Genomic DNA, 12442 nt, shown 5'->3' with positions numbered 1-12442 from the left:
GGGTATCGCTTTGCGCAACCGGCGCTTCTTGCGGAGGCGCTGACGCATCGTTCAGCTGCGCATCAGCGGAGCAACGGGCGGGGGCGTCGTCAGACCAAGGGGGCGGGCTCCAACGAGCGGCTGGAGTTCATTGGCGACCGTGTGCTCGGCCTGCTGATGGCGGAATGGCTGCTTGCCCGTTATCCTGATGAGCAGGAAGGGGCGCTTGGTTCGCGTCATGCTCACCTTGTGTCCCGTAATGCGCTGGCGAAGATCGCCGATGCTCTCGATCTGCCCGAAGCGCTGAATGTAGCGGAACATGAGGAGCGGGCCGGAATACGCGGCACGGCCAATGTGCTGGCGGATGCACTGGAAGCCATTCTCGGCGCGTTATATCTGGACGGCGGTCTGGAACCGGCGCGCAAGCTGGTGCGTCAGTGGTGGAATAACGAGATTTCCGCTCAGTCACGCCCGCCAAAAGATCCCAAGACGGCGTTGCAGGAATGGGCTCTTGCTCGTGGACTGGCTCTGCCTCTGTATGAGACGGTCAGCGCGGATGGGCCGTCCCACGCGCCCTGCTTCGTGGTGGAGGTGCACGCCGCCGGCCTGACGGGTAAGGGGGAGGCTGGCAGCAAGCGTGCTGCGGAAAGCGGTGCGGCGGCGGATCTTCTCGCAAGACTGAATACAACATCCTCGGGAAGTGAATCATCGTGAGTGGGGCGGATATGACGGAACAGACGCGCTGTGGTTTTGCGGCGCTTGTCGGCGCCCCCAATGCGGGCAAATCGACGTTGCTCAACAGGATGGCGGGGGCGAAGCTCTCCATCGTCAGCCCCAAGGCACAGACAACGCGCTTCAGGGTGCTGGGTATCCTGATTCGTCAGGCGACTCAGATCATTCTTGTCGATACGCCGGGTATTTTCCGCCCCAAGCGCAAGCTGGATCGGGCGATGGTGGCGGCAGCTTGGAGTGGTTCGGAAGATGCCGACATCACGTTGCTGCTCGTGGACGCGAAGGCAGGGCTGAACGAAGCGGCGACTGCCGTGATCGAACAGCTGGCGCAGGCAGGGCGACGTGTGTGGCTCGTGTTAAATAAGACCGACCTCGTCACGCCCCAGTCCCTCCTGCCGCTGACGGCCTCGGTTGCGGAAATGATTCCGGTCGAGCACGTGTTCATGATCAGCGCGCGGAGTGGAAACGGGGTGGACGATTTGCTGGACAGGCTGGCGGAGAATCTGCCGGTTGGTCCGTATCTCTATCCTGAAGATGACATGACGGACCTGCCTGACCGCCTGCTGGCGGCGGAACTGGTGCGGGAGCAGATATTCCTCCAGACGCATGAAGAAGTGCCGTATGGCGCGACGGTGGAGACCGAAAGTTTCGTGGAGCGTCCGGACGGCTCTGTGCGGATCGACGTCACGATTTATGTGTCTCGGGCGAGCCACAAGGCGATCCTGATCGGCGAGCGCGGCCAGCGTATCAAGGAAATTGGTCTCAAGGCGCGGGTCCAGCTTGCGGGGCTGCTGGAACGTCCGTGTCATCTATTCCTCAACGTCAAGGAACGGGCCGGGTGGGACGAGGAGCGGGCACGTCTCCGGGCCATCGGTCTGGACGACAGCGTTTGAAAAACCAGTCGGAACGGACCCTTGCGGAAAGTCTTCCGGCGGGAAAACGACGGTCGGTCCTTGTGGTGCGCGCCATCGGGCGATAAGAGGATGCCTCGGCTCCCGTGCCCTGCGGTCAGGAGATCAGACAGGGTGAGGGGAAAATATCCGAATGATCCGCTCTCACTGAGGTAACATGAACACCATCGCTGAAGGCTCCGCCGTACCGCGTCGCGCACTCCTGAAAATTTCCGGTGAGGCGCTGATGGGCACCGGCCAGTATGGTGTCGACGCACAGACCGTTGATCGCATTGCCGCCGATGTCGCCGCTGTCGCACAGACCGGCGTTCAGGTCTGCCTCGTCGTTGGCGGCGGCAACATCTTCCGTGGCCTGACGGCTGCTGCGCGCGGTATGGACCGTGCTCAGGGCGATTACGCGGGCATGCTGGCTACGGTTATCAACGCTCTCATGGTGCAGAACGCACTGGAACGGGAAAATGTTCCGACTCGCGTGATGTCCGCCATTCACATGTCCTCGATTGCCGAGCCCTATATCCGGCGTCGCGCTGTCCGCCACATGGAGAAGGGACGCGTCGTGATCTTCGCTGCCGGAACGGGTAACCCGTTCTTCACCACGGATACGGCTGCGGCGCTGCGTGCGGCCGAGATGGACTGCGATGTGCTGCTCAAGGGCACGCAGGTCGATGGCGTTTACAGCGCTGATCCCCGCAAGGATCCGCAGGCGACGCGTTATGACAGACTCACCTATCTTGAAGTCCTGTCGCGCGATCTCAATGTCATGGATGCGGCCGCCATCAGTCTTGCGCGTGAAAACCGCCTGCCGATCGTGGTATTCAATATCCACGAGGCCGGTGCGTTCCAGCGGGTGATGCGCAGTGAAGGGCTGTTTACACGGATTGAGGAAAGCGATTGATACAGCGCAAAGACGCGATTCGATCGTTTATGGTTAGTCGGGCGGGACGCAGTGCCAGCCATCGTGTTGTAGGAGAGCCGTCGTGGCTGAGTTGAATACGCTTACTGAGGATCTGACCCGCCGTATGGATGGCGCGCTGGAGAGCTTGCGCCGCGACTTCGCCGGCCTGCGTTCCGGACGTGCCAATGCGGCGCTGCTGGAGCCGGTACGCGTGGAAGCCTATGGCGGTGAAGTGCCGTTGACACAGGTGGCGACAATCGCCGCACCGGAAGCCCGGATGCTCACCGTGCAGGTCTGGGACCGTTCGCTTGCCAGCGCGGTGGAGAAGGCGATTCGTGATTCCGGTCTCGGGCTGAACCCGGCGGGTGAAGGCCAGATGATCCGCGTGCCGATCCCGCAGCTGACGGAAGAGCGCCGTAATGAGCTGGCCAAAGCAGCCGGGCGTTATTCCGAGGGCGCGAAGGTCGCTGTTCGTGGTGTCCGCCGGGATGGCATGGACAAGACCAAGGCGCTGGAAAAAAAGAGTGAAATCAGTGAGGATGATGTGAAGACGTGGTCTGACGCCATCCAGAAGCTGACCGACCAGTATGTGAAGAAAATCGATGAAATTCTCGCGGAGAAAGAACGCGAGATCAAGCAGGTCTGATCTTCGGATGCCTCTCCCCCTGGCCACGGCGACAGAGGGCATCAGCCCGGACAACGTGTCTGGAAACAGCACTGTTCCGCGGCATATTGCCGTCATCATGGATGGAAACGGTCGCTGGGCCGCTGCCCGTGGTCTGCCGCGTCTTGCGGGTCACCGGGCCGGGGCGGAAGCTGTTACCCGTTGCCTGAAAGCGGCGCGGGCCAAGGGGGTCGAGTATCTGACGCTCTATGCGTTTTCGTCTGAAAACTGGCGTCGTGGGCCGGATGAGGTGGCCGATCTGACCGGGCTGCTGCGGTTTTACCTGCGACACAAGGTCAACGAACTCCACAAACAGAATGTCCGTATTCTCTTCGTCGGGGATACGCATCGTTTCGGGCAGGATCTGTGCGATGAGCTCGCACACGCCGAGCGGCTTACGGGCGCCAACACCGGGCTTACGCTCCTGCTGGCGCTATCTTATGGCGGTCGCAGCGAAATCGTGCAGGCGGCGAAAGCCATCGCCCGCGCGGCCATGCGGGGCGAACTCGATCCCGATTCCATCGACGAAACTGTCGTATCCAATCACCTGCTCACGGCAGGGATTCCCGATCCTGATGTGATCGTGCGCACCAGTGGCGAGCATCGCCTCTCCAACTTTCTCCTGTGGCAGAGTGCTTACGCCGAACTGGTTTTTCTCGAACAGATGTGGCCCGATTTCAACGAGACGACATTTAACCAGATTCTCGAAATCTATGCCCGGCGGGAACGGCGTTTCGGTGCGCGTCCGGCGTGAACGATCAGGGTAAGCAACCGGCAGCGTCGGCATCCTCATCGAACTGGCGGGATCTTCGTCCCCGGCTGATTTCTGCCGCCGTTCTGATTGTGGTCGCCGCGACCGCCATCGGCGCCGGTGGTGTTGTCTATGGCGCGCTGATCATTCTCACCATGGTCGGCCTTGCCTCGGAAATGGCCAATCTCTTCGGGCTGTCGGTAAAAAGCTGGCGAGGCGTGCTGTATCTTGGCTGGGCGCTTTGTGCCGGCATTGTCGCGTATGCGGGGCGTTGGACGGAAATCCTCGCTTTTCCCATGAGCGCCTTCGTGTTTGGGCCGCCTCTGTGGATTGGCACTGCCGCCATCGTGGCGGCAGGCACTGCGCTTCTGTGGCTGCGGCTGGGAACGGAAACCGGTATCTGGTCGGTGGTGTTCGCTATCGCAGTCGTCGTGTCGAGTGACAGTTCGGCCTACATGGTCGGACGCCTGATCGGTGGTCCGAAGCTGGCGCCGAAGATTTCTCCCGGTAAAACACGGTCTGGTGCTGTTGGTGGCCTCTTGGGTGCCCTGCTTGCTGGCTTGGTTGTCGCCACTCTGGCGCAGAAAAACGGTGATATCTCCATTCAGTCGGTATTGGTCCGCAGTGCTATCTGGTCCTGTATGCTCGGTGTTGCGGCGCAGGCAGGCGATCTGCTTGAAAGCGCGGTGAAGCGTCGACGCGGTGTCAAGGATTCCGGCACGTTGCTGCCCGGTCATGGGGGGCTGCTGGATCGTTTCGACGCGCTTCTGGTCGTGGCGCCTCTTGCTGCTCTCATCTCGCTGGCAGCCAGACCCGGAGCGGGGTTCTGGACGGTGGGGCTGGGCGATCTCGTCACAGCGTTCCGGCAACTGGTGGGACAATGAGAATTTCTGGTTCGGTTTCCCGATAGGTCACGGGTAGGATAAGACTATAATGAAAACAGTAACGGTTCTGGGCTGCACCGGCAGCATTGGGTGCTCGACAGTCGATCTGCTGCATCAGGCTGGAGAGGATGTCGCGGTGCGGGTCCTCGTTGGGGGTCGCAACGTGTCGCTGCTGGCGGAGCAGGCGAAAGCGCTCCGTGCGGAACAGGCTGTTATCGCTGACGAAACCCTCGTGTCGGAACTGAAGTCGCTGCTGGCGGGCACCGATGTGGCGGTGAGTGGTGGACGTGCCGCCGTCATCGAGGCCGCAGGCGTGCCGGCTGACTGGACGATGGCGGCCATCACGGGGGCCGCAGGTCTGGAGCCGACACTGGCGGCGGTGCGCAATGGTCGCACCGTGGCGCTCGCCAACAAGGAGGCGCTGGTGTGCGCGGGCGATGTCATGCTTCGTGCTGTGAAGGACGCCAAGGCCACTCTGCTTCCCGTCGATTCGGAGCATAACGCCGTTTTTCAGGCGATGGCGGATCGGCAGGAAGATCAGGTCGAGAAAATCATCCTTACTGCCTCTGGCGGCCCATTCCGCAATGCAACGATCGAGCAGATGGAAGCGGCGACACCTGCGCAGGCGCTCAAGCACCCGACATGGACCATGGGCGCAAAGATCAGCATCGATTCGGCCTCCATGTTCAACAAGGGGCTGGAAGTCATTGAGGCCGCCCGTATTTTTGGCCTGACCGAGGATCGGATCGGCGTGCTGGTGCATCCACAGTCGGTCGTGCATGGGCTGGTGCAGTATACGGACGGCAGCCTGATTGCGCAGATGGGATCGGCGGACATGCGTATTCCCATCGCCCATTGCCTTGCGTGGCCAAAGCGGATGGCGACCACTTCTTCCCGTCTCGATCTGGCCGAATTCGGTACACTCGTATTCGAAAAACCGGACGATGTGCGTTTTCCTGCCCTGCGTCTTGCCCGTCAGGCCTTGCGCGAAGGCGGTGCAGCCTCCACGATTCTTTCAGCGGCCAATGAAATCGCGGTGGAGGCTTTCCTGAACAACCGGATCGGCTTCCTCGATATCCCGAGGATCGTGGAAAGCGTGATGGAAGCACTGGGTGCGCCCGCCATCGAGACGCTCGATGCTGTCCTGCACTGGGATGCAACGGCGCGTCGTGCCGCGGAAGACCGCGTGCTGAAGCGCGCCGCTTGATCGATCAGACTTCCGGCCGACAGGTCGCGCACGAGAGGAGCCCAAGCCATGCATGAGATGATCCGGACCATACTGGCCTTTTCCGTCGTGCTCGGCGTGCTGGTCTTTATTCATGAACTGGGCCACTACCTCGCCGCCCGCTGGCGCGGCGTAAAGGTCGAGACATTCTCCATCGGGTTTGGGCCGCCGCTGCTGCGCTGGACCGACAAGGCCGGCACCGAATGGCGTGTCGGGCCGATCCCCCTGGGTGGCTTCGTGAAGCCGCATGGGTTCGAAGGGCCGGACGAAGCGACCGACGAGCAGAAGGCTGCGTGGGAACCGGGGCGCACCTTCCACGACAAGCCGGTGCTGTCGCGCGCGATCATCATCGTCGCGGGGCCGGTATTTAACTTTCTTCTGGCTTATGTCCTGTTCCTGATCCTGTTCGCGGCTTGCGGTTTGCCGGTCGTTCGGAACGACATCAACACTGTCCGTCCCGATAGCGCTGCCGCTGTGGCTGGCCTGCGGCCAGGCGACACGATTCTCGGGTTGGGCGATGTGCCGACCCCGGATGCGGCGAGCGTGCAGAAGATTGTCGTGGGTGAACCGGGCAAACAGACGACCGTGAAAATCCGACGTGCCGGGCAGGAAATGAGTCTGCCGGTGACAATCGGGCAGATCGCGCCCAAGGGGGCTGCCAAGCCGGTCGGCCAGCTTGGTATCGAGTTTGCGACAGCAAGCGGCTCTCCGCAGCCTTTCAGCGAGGCGATTGTCAATGCCGGCAAAGCAACATGGGTGACGACCGTCCAGACGCTGGATGGCCTGTGGCAGATTCTCTCGGGGCAGCATACGGCGAAGGATCTTGGCGGCCCGCTGCGGATCGCGCAGCTTTCGGGGCAGGTGGCGCAGCATGGTGTGGCCAATCTGCTGTCCTTCATGGCACTGCTTTCGGTCAATCTGGGACTGATCAATCTCTTCCCGGTGCCGATCCTTGATGGCGGTCGGCTGGTCTTTTACGCGCTGGAGGCGATTCGTGGCCGTCCAGTGCCGAAGAAGGTGCAGGAGGTCGGTTTTCAGGCCGGTTTTGCCCTGCTGGCCGGGCTGTTTCTGTTTTCTACATTCAATGACCTGTCCAGTTTTGGCCTGTTCAAATGGCTGACGTCTCTCGGTGGCTGATGTGCCGGGAATACCTCATTGATGAAAAAAGCGTTTGTCCGACGACGAAAAGCCACTCTGATGACTTGCGGGATAGGGTGGTGTTCGGATAGTTCCCCATGAAGGAATAGAAAGACTTGTCTGTAACGGTCAGTTCGTTGACCGTTTGATAGGGCAGTCCGGGATGTCGGGTCGGAAAGGGCGCTGATGTTGAAGAGTAAACGTTCGGCTCTGCTTGCATCCGTTTGCGCGCTGTCTTCTCTTTGCGCCCATCATGCTTCCGCTCAGTTCGCACCACACCGCACTCATTCTGTCCGCCCCACGACCGACGTGTCCGATACGGCGCTGGCGCGGGGACAGCGGATCGAGGAAATCGAGGTTCACGGTAATGACCGTATCGAACCGAGTACGGTCCTTTCCTACATGGTGGTGCGTCCCGGCGATACGTTCAATCAGGACGATCTCGACCGGTCCCTGAAGACGCTTTACGCCACTGGTCTGTTCAAGGATGTGACGCTGCACCGGAGTGGCAACATCCTGCAGGTGCAGGTGGTCGAGAACCCGATCGTCAATCGCATCGTCTTTGAAGGCAACAGCGCCGCCAAGGACGAGGATCTGCGTAAGGTCATCGCCCTGCGTGCGCGGGCGGTTTTTACGCCGGACGCCGCTGCTGCGGATCGCCAGAAGATTCTCGAGGTTTATGCAGGCAAAGCGCGTTACGGGGCGGAAGTCACGCCTCAGCTGATCAAGCTCGCTCATAACCGCGTGGATGTGGTCTTCCAGATTCACGAAGGGCCGCAGACTCTCATCAAACGCATCGCTTTCGTTGGCAATAAGTTCTACAGCGAAGCGCAGTTGGCGAGTGTGGTTTCCTCCAAGGAAACGGCCTGGTACCGCTTCTTTTCCTCGGCGGATCAGTACAACCCGGAACGTCTGCGTTATGACGGCGAGTTGCTGCGTCGCTTCTATCTGACCAACGGCTTTGTCGATTTTCAGATGATCAACGCGACGGGTGAAATGTCGCCTGATCGCAAATCGTTCTTTGTGACCTTCACCATCAAGGAAGGTCCGCGTTACCGTCTGGGCAAGATCGATATCCGTTCCAGCCTGCGCCATATGCCTGCGTTGAAGCTGCGTAAATATATCGAGGTTTACCCGAACCAGTGGTACGACGGTAACGCCGTGCAGCAGAACGCGACGAACATGGAGGAATCCCTTCAGGCGGAGGGTATTCCTTTCGCTGTGGTGCGTCCCGAGATCGCGCGTAACCCGGAAAAGAGAATCGTCAACCTTCTGCTGGATGTCAGCGAAGGTCCGCGCATGTATGTGGAGCGGCTCGACATCAACGGGAACACGGTGACACGTGATAACGTGATCCGCCGTCAGCTGCCGATGTCCGAAGGCGACCCGTACACACCGGTTCTCAAGAAATACGCCAAGCAGTCGATCGAAGATCTGGGCTACTTCAAGTCCGTTGCGATCTCGCAGGGACAGGGCTCCGCAGCGGATAAGGTCAACGTGGCGACCAGCGTGGTCGAAAAACCGACGGGTGAGTTCTCGCTGGGTGGTGGTTACTCAACTGACGTGGGCGTGATCGGCAATATCGGTCTGAAGCAGCACAATCTTCTGGGAACAGGCGTTGATGCCGGTATTTCTGGCACGATGGCGCTGTGGGAGCGTCAGGTCGATGCGTCCATTACGGACCCATACTTCCTGAACCGGAACCTCGTGGTCGGTGCGGATATTTTCTACATCAACAACCGCTACCAGACCTATCAGAACTACTCGGAAGGTCGTTACGGCATCTCGCTCCGCATGGGGTATGCCTATACCAATCACCTGTCGCAGTCGTTTAACTACTCGCTGATGGAACGTCACATCGGTGGTGTGTGGGAATATGCTTCCCAGTATGTGCAGGACAATACGGGCCATTCGCTGCTGTCGCAGATCGGAACCGTTCTGCAGTATGACACCCGTGACCGTCGCATCATGCCGCACAAGGGTTATATCCTGCGTCTTGGTGGCGATTTCGCCGGTCTTGGTGGCGACGCAAAATATGTGCGTGGCAAATTCGATGCCGCCTATTACCTCCCGCTCGATGACCTGATGGGCAATCACGACTGGACCGTCGAGTTCAAGGCGGGCACCGGATACATGGCGGATTGGGGCCACAGCAAAGACTGGATCATCGACAACTTCTATCTCGGTGGTAACAACCTGCGCGGCTTCCTTGATGGTGGTGCGGGACCGCGTGCGGTTGCCGATCCGTCTCCCAGCTATGTCGGTCCTGACGGGCATGCGCGTGCTGGTGAAGATCTGCTGGGTGGACGCTTCATCTACACAGGCTCCGCTACAGTTCGCTTCCCTATTCCTTTCGCGTCGTCGATGGGGCTTGGTGGGCGTGCGTTTGTCGATACCGGCAGTCTGGCCGGCCTGCGTGTGGCGCGTCGCTTCACCAACAAGGCAAAGGACGGCCCCTATTACGAGGCTGTCAGCGGCAATACGCTTTCCCCACGTATCAGTGCCGGTTTCGGTATTTCGTGGAAAAGTCCTTTCGGTCTGCTGAATGTCGATGCGGGCTTCCCGATCCGACGCAGCTGGAACGATCGTACGCAGGTTCTTCGCTTTGGCTTCGGCCAGCAATTCTGAGGTGATGATGTTTCGTTTCTCACGGGCCGTGATGCTGGCCTCTTCAGTGCTGCTCGCAGGAAGTGCCCTGATTTCGGGCGATGCGTTCGCCCAGTCTTCGGGTGGTGGCTGGTTCGTGCCGAAAACGGCGCATCCGGTAGCACCGCCACCGGCCCATGCCCCCACCCATGCAAGCCGCCCGGCGCCTGACGCGGAAGCTGATGACGGTGGGCAGGGTGATGATGGCGGTGAGGGCGGATCGCGTCCGCCACCGGTTCTTCCACAGCCAGCCATTCCCGCAGCGCCTTCGCTTGCCAAGGCCGCGCCGCCGCCGACTGCGGTGATCGGCATGATCAGTGTGGGCGATGTCATGCGTCAGTCTCTGGCGGGGCAGCAGGTTGAGCGTGAACTCGGTGGGCGCCGTGACGAACTGGCGCAGGATGCGCAGCGTGCTCAGGCAGGCTGGCGGGCTGAACAGCAGAAGCTGCAGGCGAACGCCAAGAGCATGACGGCCGATCAGATTCAGTCGCAGGAGCGTGCTCTCCAGTCAAAGGTCATGAAGGCGCAGCGCACGTTCCGTGATCGCAATCGCATCATTCAGGAAGCCGCGCAGGTGGCTCTCGGACAGATCGAGCGTGAACTGGTGCAGGTCATTCAGCAGGTCGCTGGCAGCCACAGCATGAACCTCGTTCTGCATAGCGAGCAGGTCGCACTGCATGTGGATGGTCAGGACATCACGAACGAAGTGGCCAAGCAGCTGAATCAGGTGCTGCCAAAGGTCTATATCCCGGCTGCCAACGAAGACCCGGAAGTGCTGGCTAAGTCCGGCAAGATGCCGACGACGGCGTCTCCGCCGCCGGGACCGGCTCCGACGGATAGTCAGGCTGCGGTGGCTCCGGCTGCTGCTCCAAAGAAGTAAGGGGCGGAGCAGGCTGAATGGCGCGGAGTCGGGAAACTTCTGTTTCTGGTGACAGGCAGGGTGGGGTGGCGGACAGCCGTTTCTTCACCCGTCAGGGGCCGTTCACGGGGCAGGCTCTGGCAGAAGCGGCGGGGGGAACATACCAGCCGCCACAGGAGCGCGAGGATACCGAACACACCTATGGTGGAATCGGGCCTCTCCAGTCTGCCGGTCCTACAGAAGTCAGCTTTCTCGACAATCGCCGTTATGCGCCACTTCTGGACGGGACGCAGGCGGGTCTGATCATTGTTGCGCCGGCGTTCGCCAAGCGTGTGCCGGCTTCAAGCGCCGCCATTGTTTCCTCCACGCCTTATCTCGCATGGTCGCGTGTGGCCCGGATGTTCCATCCGGCTCCAGCGCCGAAAGCAGGCGTGCACTCAACGGCCGTAATCGAGGAGGGCGCAGTTGTGCCCGCCTCCTGCGAGATCGGTCCTTTTGTGGTGATCGGTCGTGGTGTGGAGATCGGTGAAAACACGATCATCGGTTCGCACGCGATTATCGGTGATGGCGTGACAATCGGCGCTCACTGCCGGATTGGCGCGCAGGTGGTGGTTTCCCATGCCACGCTCGGTGACAGGGTGACGCTGTTTCCGGGCGCCAAGATTGGTCAGGACGGGTTCGGATTTGCCGTCGGGCCGGATGGCTTCGAGACCGTGCCGCAGCTTGGGCGCGTCGTGATCGAGCATGATGTCGAGATCGGCGCCAATTCGACGATCGATCGTGGTTCCGTGCAGGATACGGTCATCGGGGCAGGTTCCCGTCTCGACAATCTTGTCCAGATTGGCCACAACACACGCCTCGGCAAATGCTGTATCGTCGTGTCGCAGGCTGGTATTTCCGGTTCGACCGAACTGGGTGATTTCGTGACCGTTGCTGCTCAGGCGGGACTGATCGGACATATCCGGATCGGGTCGAAGGCCCGGATCGGTGCGCAATGTGGGGTCATGTCGGATATCGAAGCCGGTGCTGACGTGATTGGCAGCCCTGCTATGCCGTTCCGGGAGTTTTTCCGGAACGTGGCGACATTACGTAAACTGTCGAAAAAGTCGGCAGGAGGCGGACAGGACGGATCCGGGAAAGACGGAGACTGACTGAAATCGGCGCCTTGCGCGCACGTTTGAAATGGTTTGAGTAACGTGAATCAGAAACCTGAAGCGCAGGCTCCGGACGAGGAGCGGAAATACATCGAAGCTGTGGACGTGATGCGGATCATGGAAGCGATTCCTCATCGCTATCCATTTCTGCTGATCGACCGGATGGTCGAGATCACATTGGGCGAATCAGCTGTCGGTGTGAAAAACGTCTCGGTCAATGAACCGTTTTTTCAGGGACATTTCCCGGCGCGTCCTGTCATGCCGGGCGTTCTCATTGTCGAGGCCATGGCGCAGACGGCGGCCACGCTTGTGGTGCTCACGCTTGGCAAGGCGTTTGAAGGGAAGCTGGTCTATTTCATGACGATCGAGAACGCGAAGTTCCGTCGTCCTGTCGGACCGGGCGATCAGTTGCGCATCCATGTGGAAAAAGAACGCCAGCGCGCGAATGTCTGGAAGTTCAAGGGCATTGCCCGTGTCGAAGGCGTGTCCGTGGCGGAAGCGACGTTCAGCGCCATGATCATGGAATGATCTGGGTCATACCCAGAGTAGGATGATTGAAAGCCGGCGTGCTCGCTTGTGGGGAATGCATGACGGGATATCTTGAC

12 protein-coding genes are annotated in these 12442 nt (G+C 60.4%); all 12 read left to right on the top strand.

The features are described 5' to 3' along the window. On the top strand, positions 1-693 hold a 693-nt coding region (rnc, locus tag ABF824_RS02135; RefSeq protein ID WP_415486172.1), incomplete at its 5' end, for a ribonuclease III. A gap of 11 nt (positions 694-704) precedes the next feature. Further along, entirely contained in the window at positions 705-1604 is a 900-nt protein-coding gene (era, locus tag ABF824_RS02130; RefSeq protein WP_415486181.1) for a GTPase Era, read from the top strand. Between the two features lie 175 nt (positions 1605-1779). Then, the gene (gene pyrH, locus ABF824_RS02125) at positions 1780-2517 is read left to right on the top strand and encodes a UMP kinase (RefSeq protein WP_415486171.1); all 738 of its coding nucleotides are present in this window, start codon (positions 1780-1782) and stop codon (positions 2515-2517) included. Positions 2518-2641: 124 nt separating this feature from the next. Beyond that, positions 2642-3163 carry a ribosome recycling factor gene (gene frr / locus ABF824_RS02120; protein ID WP_415486180.1) on the top strand — a complete coding sequence of 174 codons (522 nt, stop codon included), beginning with the start codon at positions 2642-2644 and terminating at the stop codon, positions 3161-3163. Between the two features lie 7 nt (positions 3164-3170). Then, a complete protein-coding gene (gene uppS / locus ABF824_RS02115; RefSeq protein WP_415486170.1) occupies positions 3171-3935 on the top strand; it encodes a polyprenyl diphosphate synthase in 765 nt (254 codons plus the stop codon). Further along, complete coding sequence (locus tag ABF824_RS02110; protein WP_415486169.1) at positions 3932-4816, top strand: phosphatidate cytidylyltransferase; 885 nt, start codon at positions 3932-3934, stop codon at positions 4814-4816. Before uppS ends, ABF824_RS02110 begins: the two co-directional genes overlap by 4 nt. Before the next feature lie 49 nt (positions 4817-4865). After that, positions 4866-6023 (top strand): 1-deoxy-D-xylulose-5-phosphate reductoisomerase, encoded by a 1158-nt coding sequence (dxr, locus tag ABF824_RS02105; protein WP_415486168.1) that lies wholly within the window; start codon positions 4866-4868, stop codon positions 6021-6023. Between the two features lie 48 nt (positions 6024-6071). Beyond that, positions 6072-7178 (top strand): RIP metalloprotease RseP, encoded by a 1107-nt coding sequence (gene rseP / locus ABF824_RS02100; protein WP_415486167.1) that lies wholly within the window; start codon positions 6072-6074, stop codon positions 7176-7178. Between the two features lie 186 nt (positions 7179-7364). Then, entirely contained in the window at positions 7365-9806 is a 2442-nt protein-coding gene (bamA, locus tag ABF824_RS02095; protein WP_415486166.1) for an outer membrane protein assembly factor BamA, read from the top strand. A 7-nt stretch (positions 9807-9813) separates the two neighbouring features. Then, on the top strand, positions 9814-10704 hold the full coding sequence (locus ABF824_RS02090) for an OmpH family outer membrane protein (protein WP_415486179.1): 891 nt from the start codon (positions 9814-9816) through the stop codon (positions 10702-10704). A 17-nt stretch (positions 10705-10721) separates the two neighbouring features. Beyond that, positions 10722-11834: a UDP-3-O-(3-hydroxymyristoyl)glucosamine N-acyltransferase gene (gene lpxD / locus ABF824_RS02085; RefSeq protein WP_415486165.1), complete on the top strand. Its 1113-nt coding sequence runs from the start codon at positions 10722-10724 to the stop codon at positions 11832-11834. Between the two features lie 93 nt (positions 11835-11927). Then, positions 11928-12365 (top strand): 3-hydroxyacyl-ACP dehydratase FabZ, encoded by a 438-nt coding sequence (fabZ, locus tag ABF824_RS02080; protein WP_415486178.1) that lies wholly within the window; start codon positions 11928-11930, stop codon positions 12363-12365. Positions 12366-12442 lie beyond the last annotated feature (77 nt).

Source organism: Acetobacter sp., from assembly GCF_047721705.1.
Taxonomy (GTDB): domain Bacteria; phylum Pseudomonadota; class Alphaproteobacteria; order Acetobacterales; family Acetobacteraceae; genus Acetobacter.
The sequence above is the reverse complement of the archived record's forward strand: the minus strand, read 5'-3'. Positions and strand labels throughout refer to the sequence as shown.

Coding starts and splice junctions, on each gene's coding strand:
- era (WP_415486181.1), top strand. CDS start 705: ATGACGGAACAGACGCGCTGTGGTTTTGCGGCGCTTGTCGGCGCCCCC.
- pyrH (WP_415486171.1), top strand. CDS start 1,780: ATGAACACCATCGCTGAAGGCTCCGCCGTACCGCGTCGCGCACTCCTG.
- frr (WP_415486180.1), top strand. CDS start 2,642: ATGGATGGCGCGCTGGAGAGCTTGCGCCGCGACTTCGCCGGCCTGCGT.
- uppS (WP_415486170.1), top strand. CDS start 3,171: ATGCCTCTCCCCCTGGCCACGGCGACAGAGGGCATCAGCCCGGACAAC.
- dxr (WP_415486168.1), top strand. CDS start 4,866: ATGAAAACAGTAACGGTTCTGGGCTGCACCGGCAGCATTGGGTGCTCG.
- rseP (WP_415486167.1), top strand. CDS start 6,072: ATGCATGAGATGATCCGGACCATACTGGCCTTTTCCGTCGTGCTCGGC.
- bamA (WP_415486166.1), top strand. CDS start 7,365: ATGTTGAAGAGTAAACGTTCGGCTCTGCTTGCATCCGTTTGCGCGCTG.
- ABF824_RS02090 (WP_415486179.1), top strand. CDS start 9,814: ATGTTTCGTTTCTCACGGGCCGTGATGCTGGCCTCTTCAGTGCTGCTC.
- lpxD (WP_415486165.1), top strand. CDS start 10,722: ATGGCGCGGAGTCGGGAAACTTCTGTTTCTGGTGACAGGCAGGGTGGG.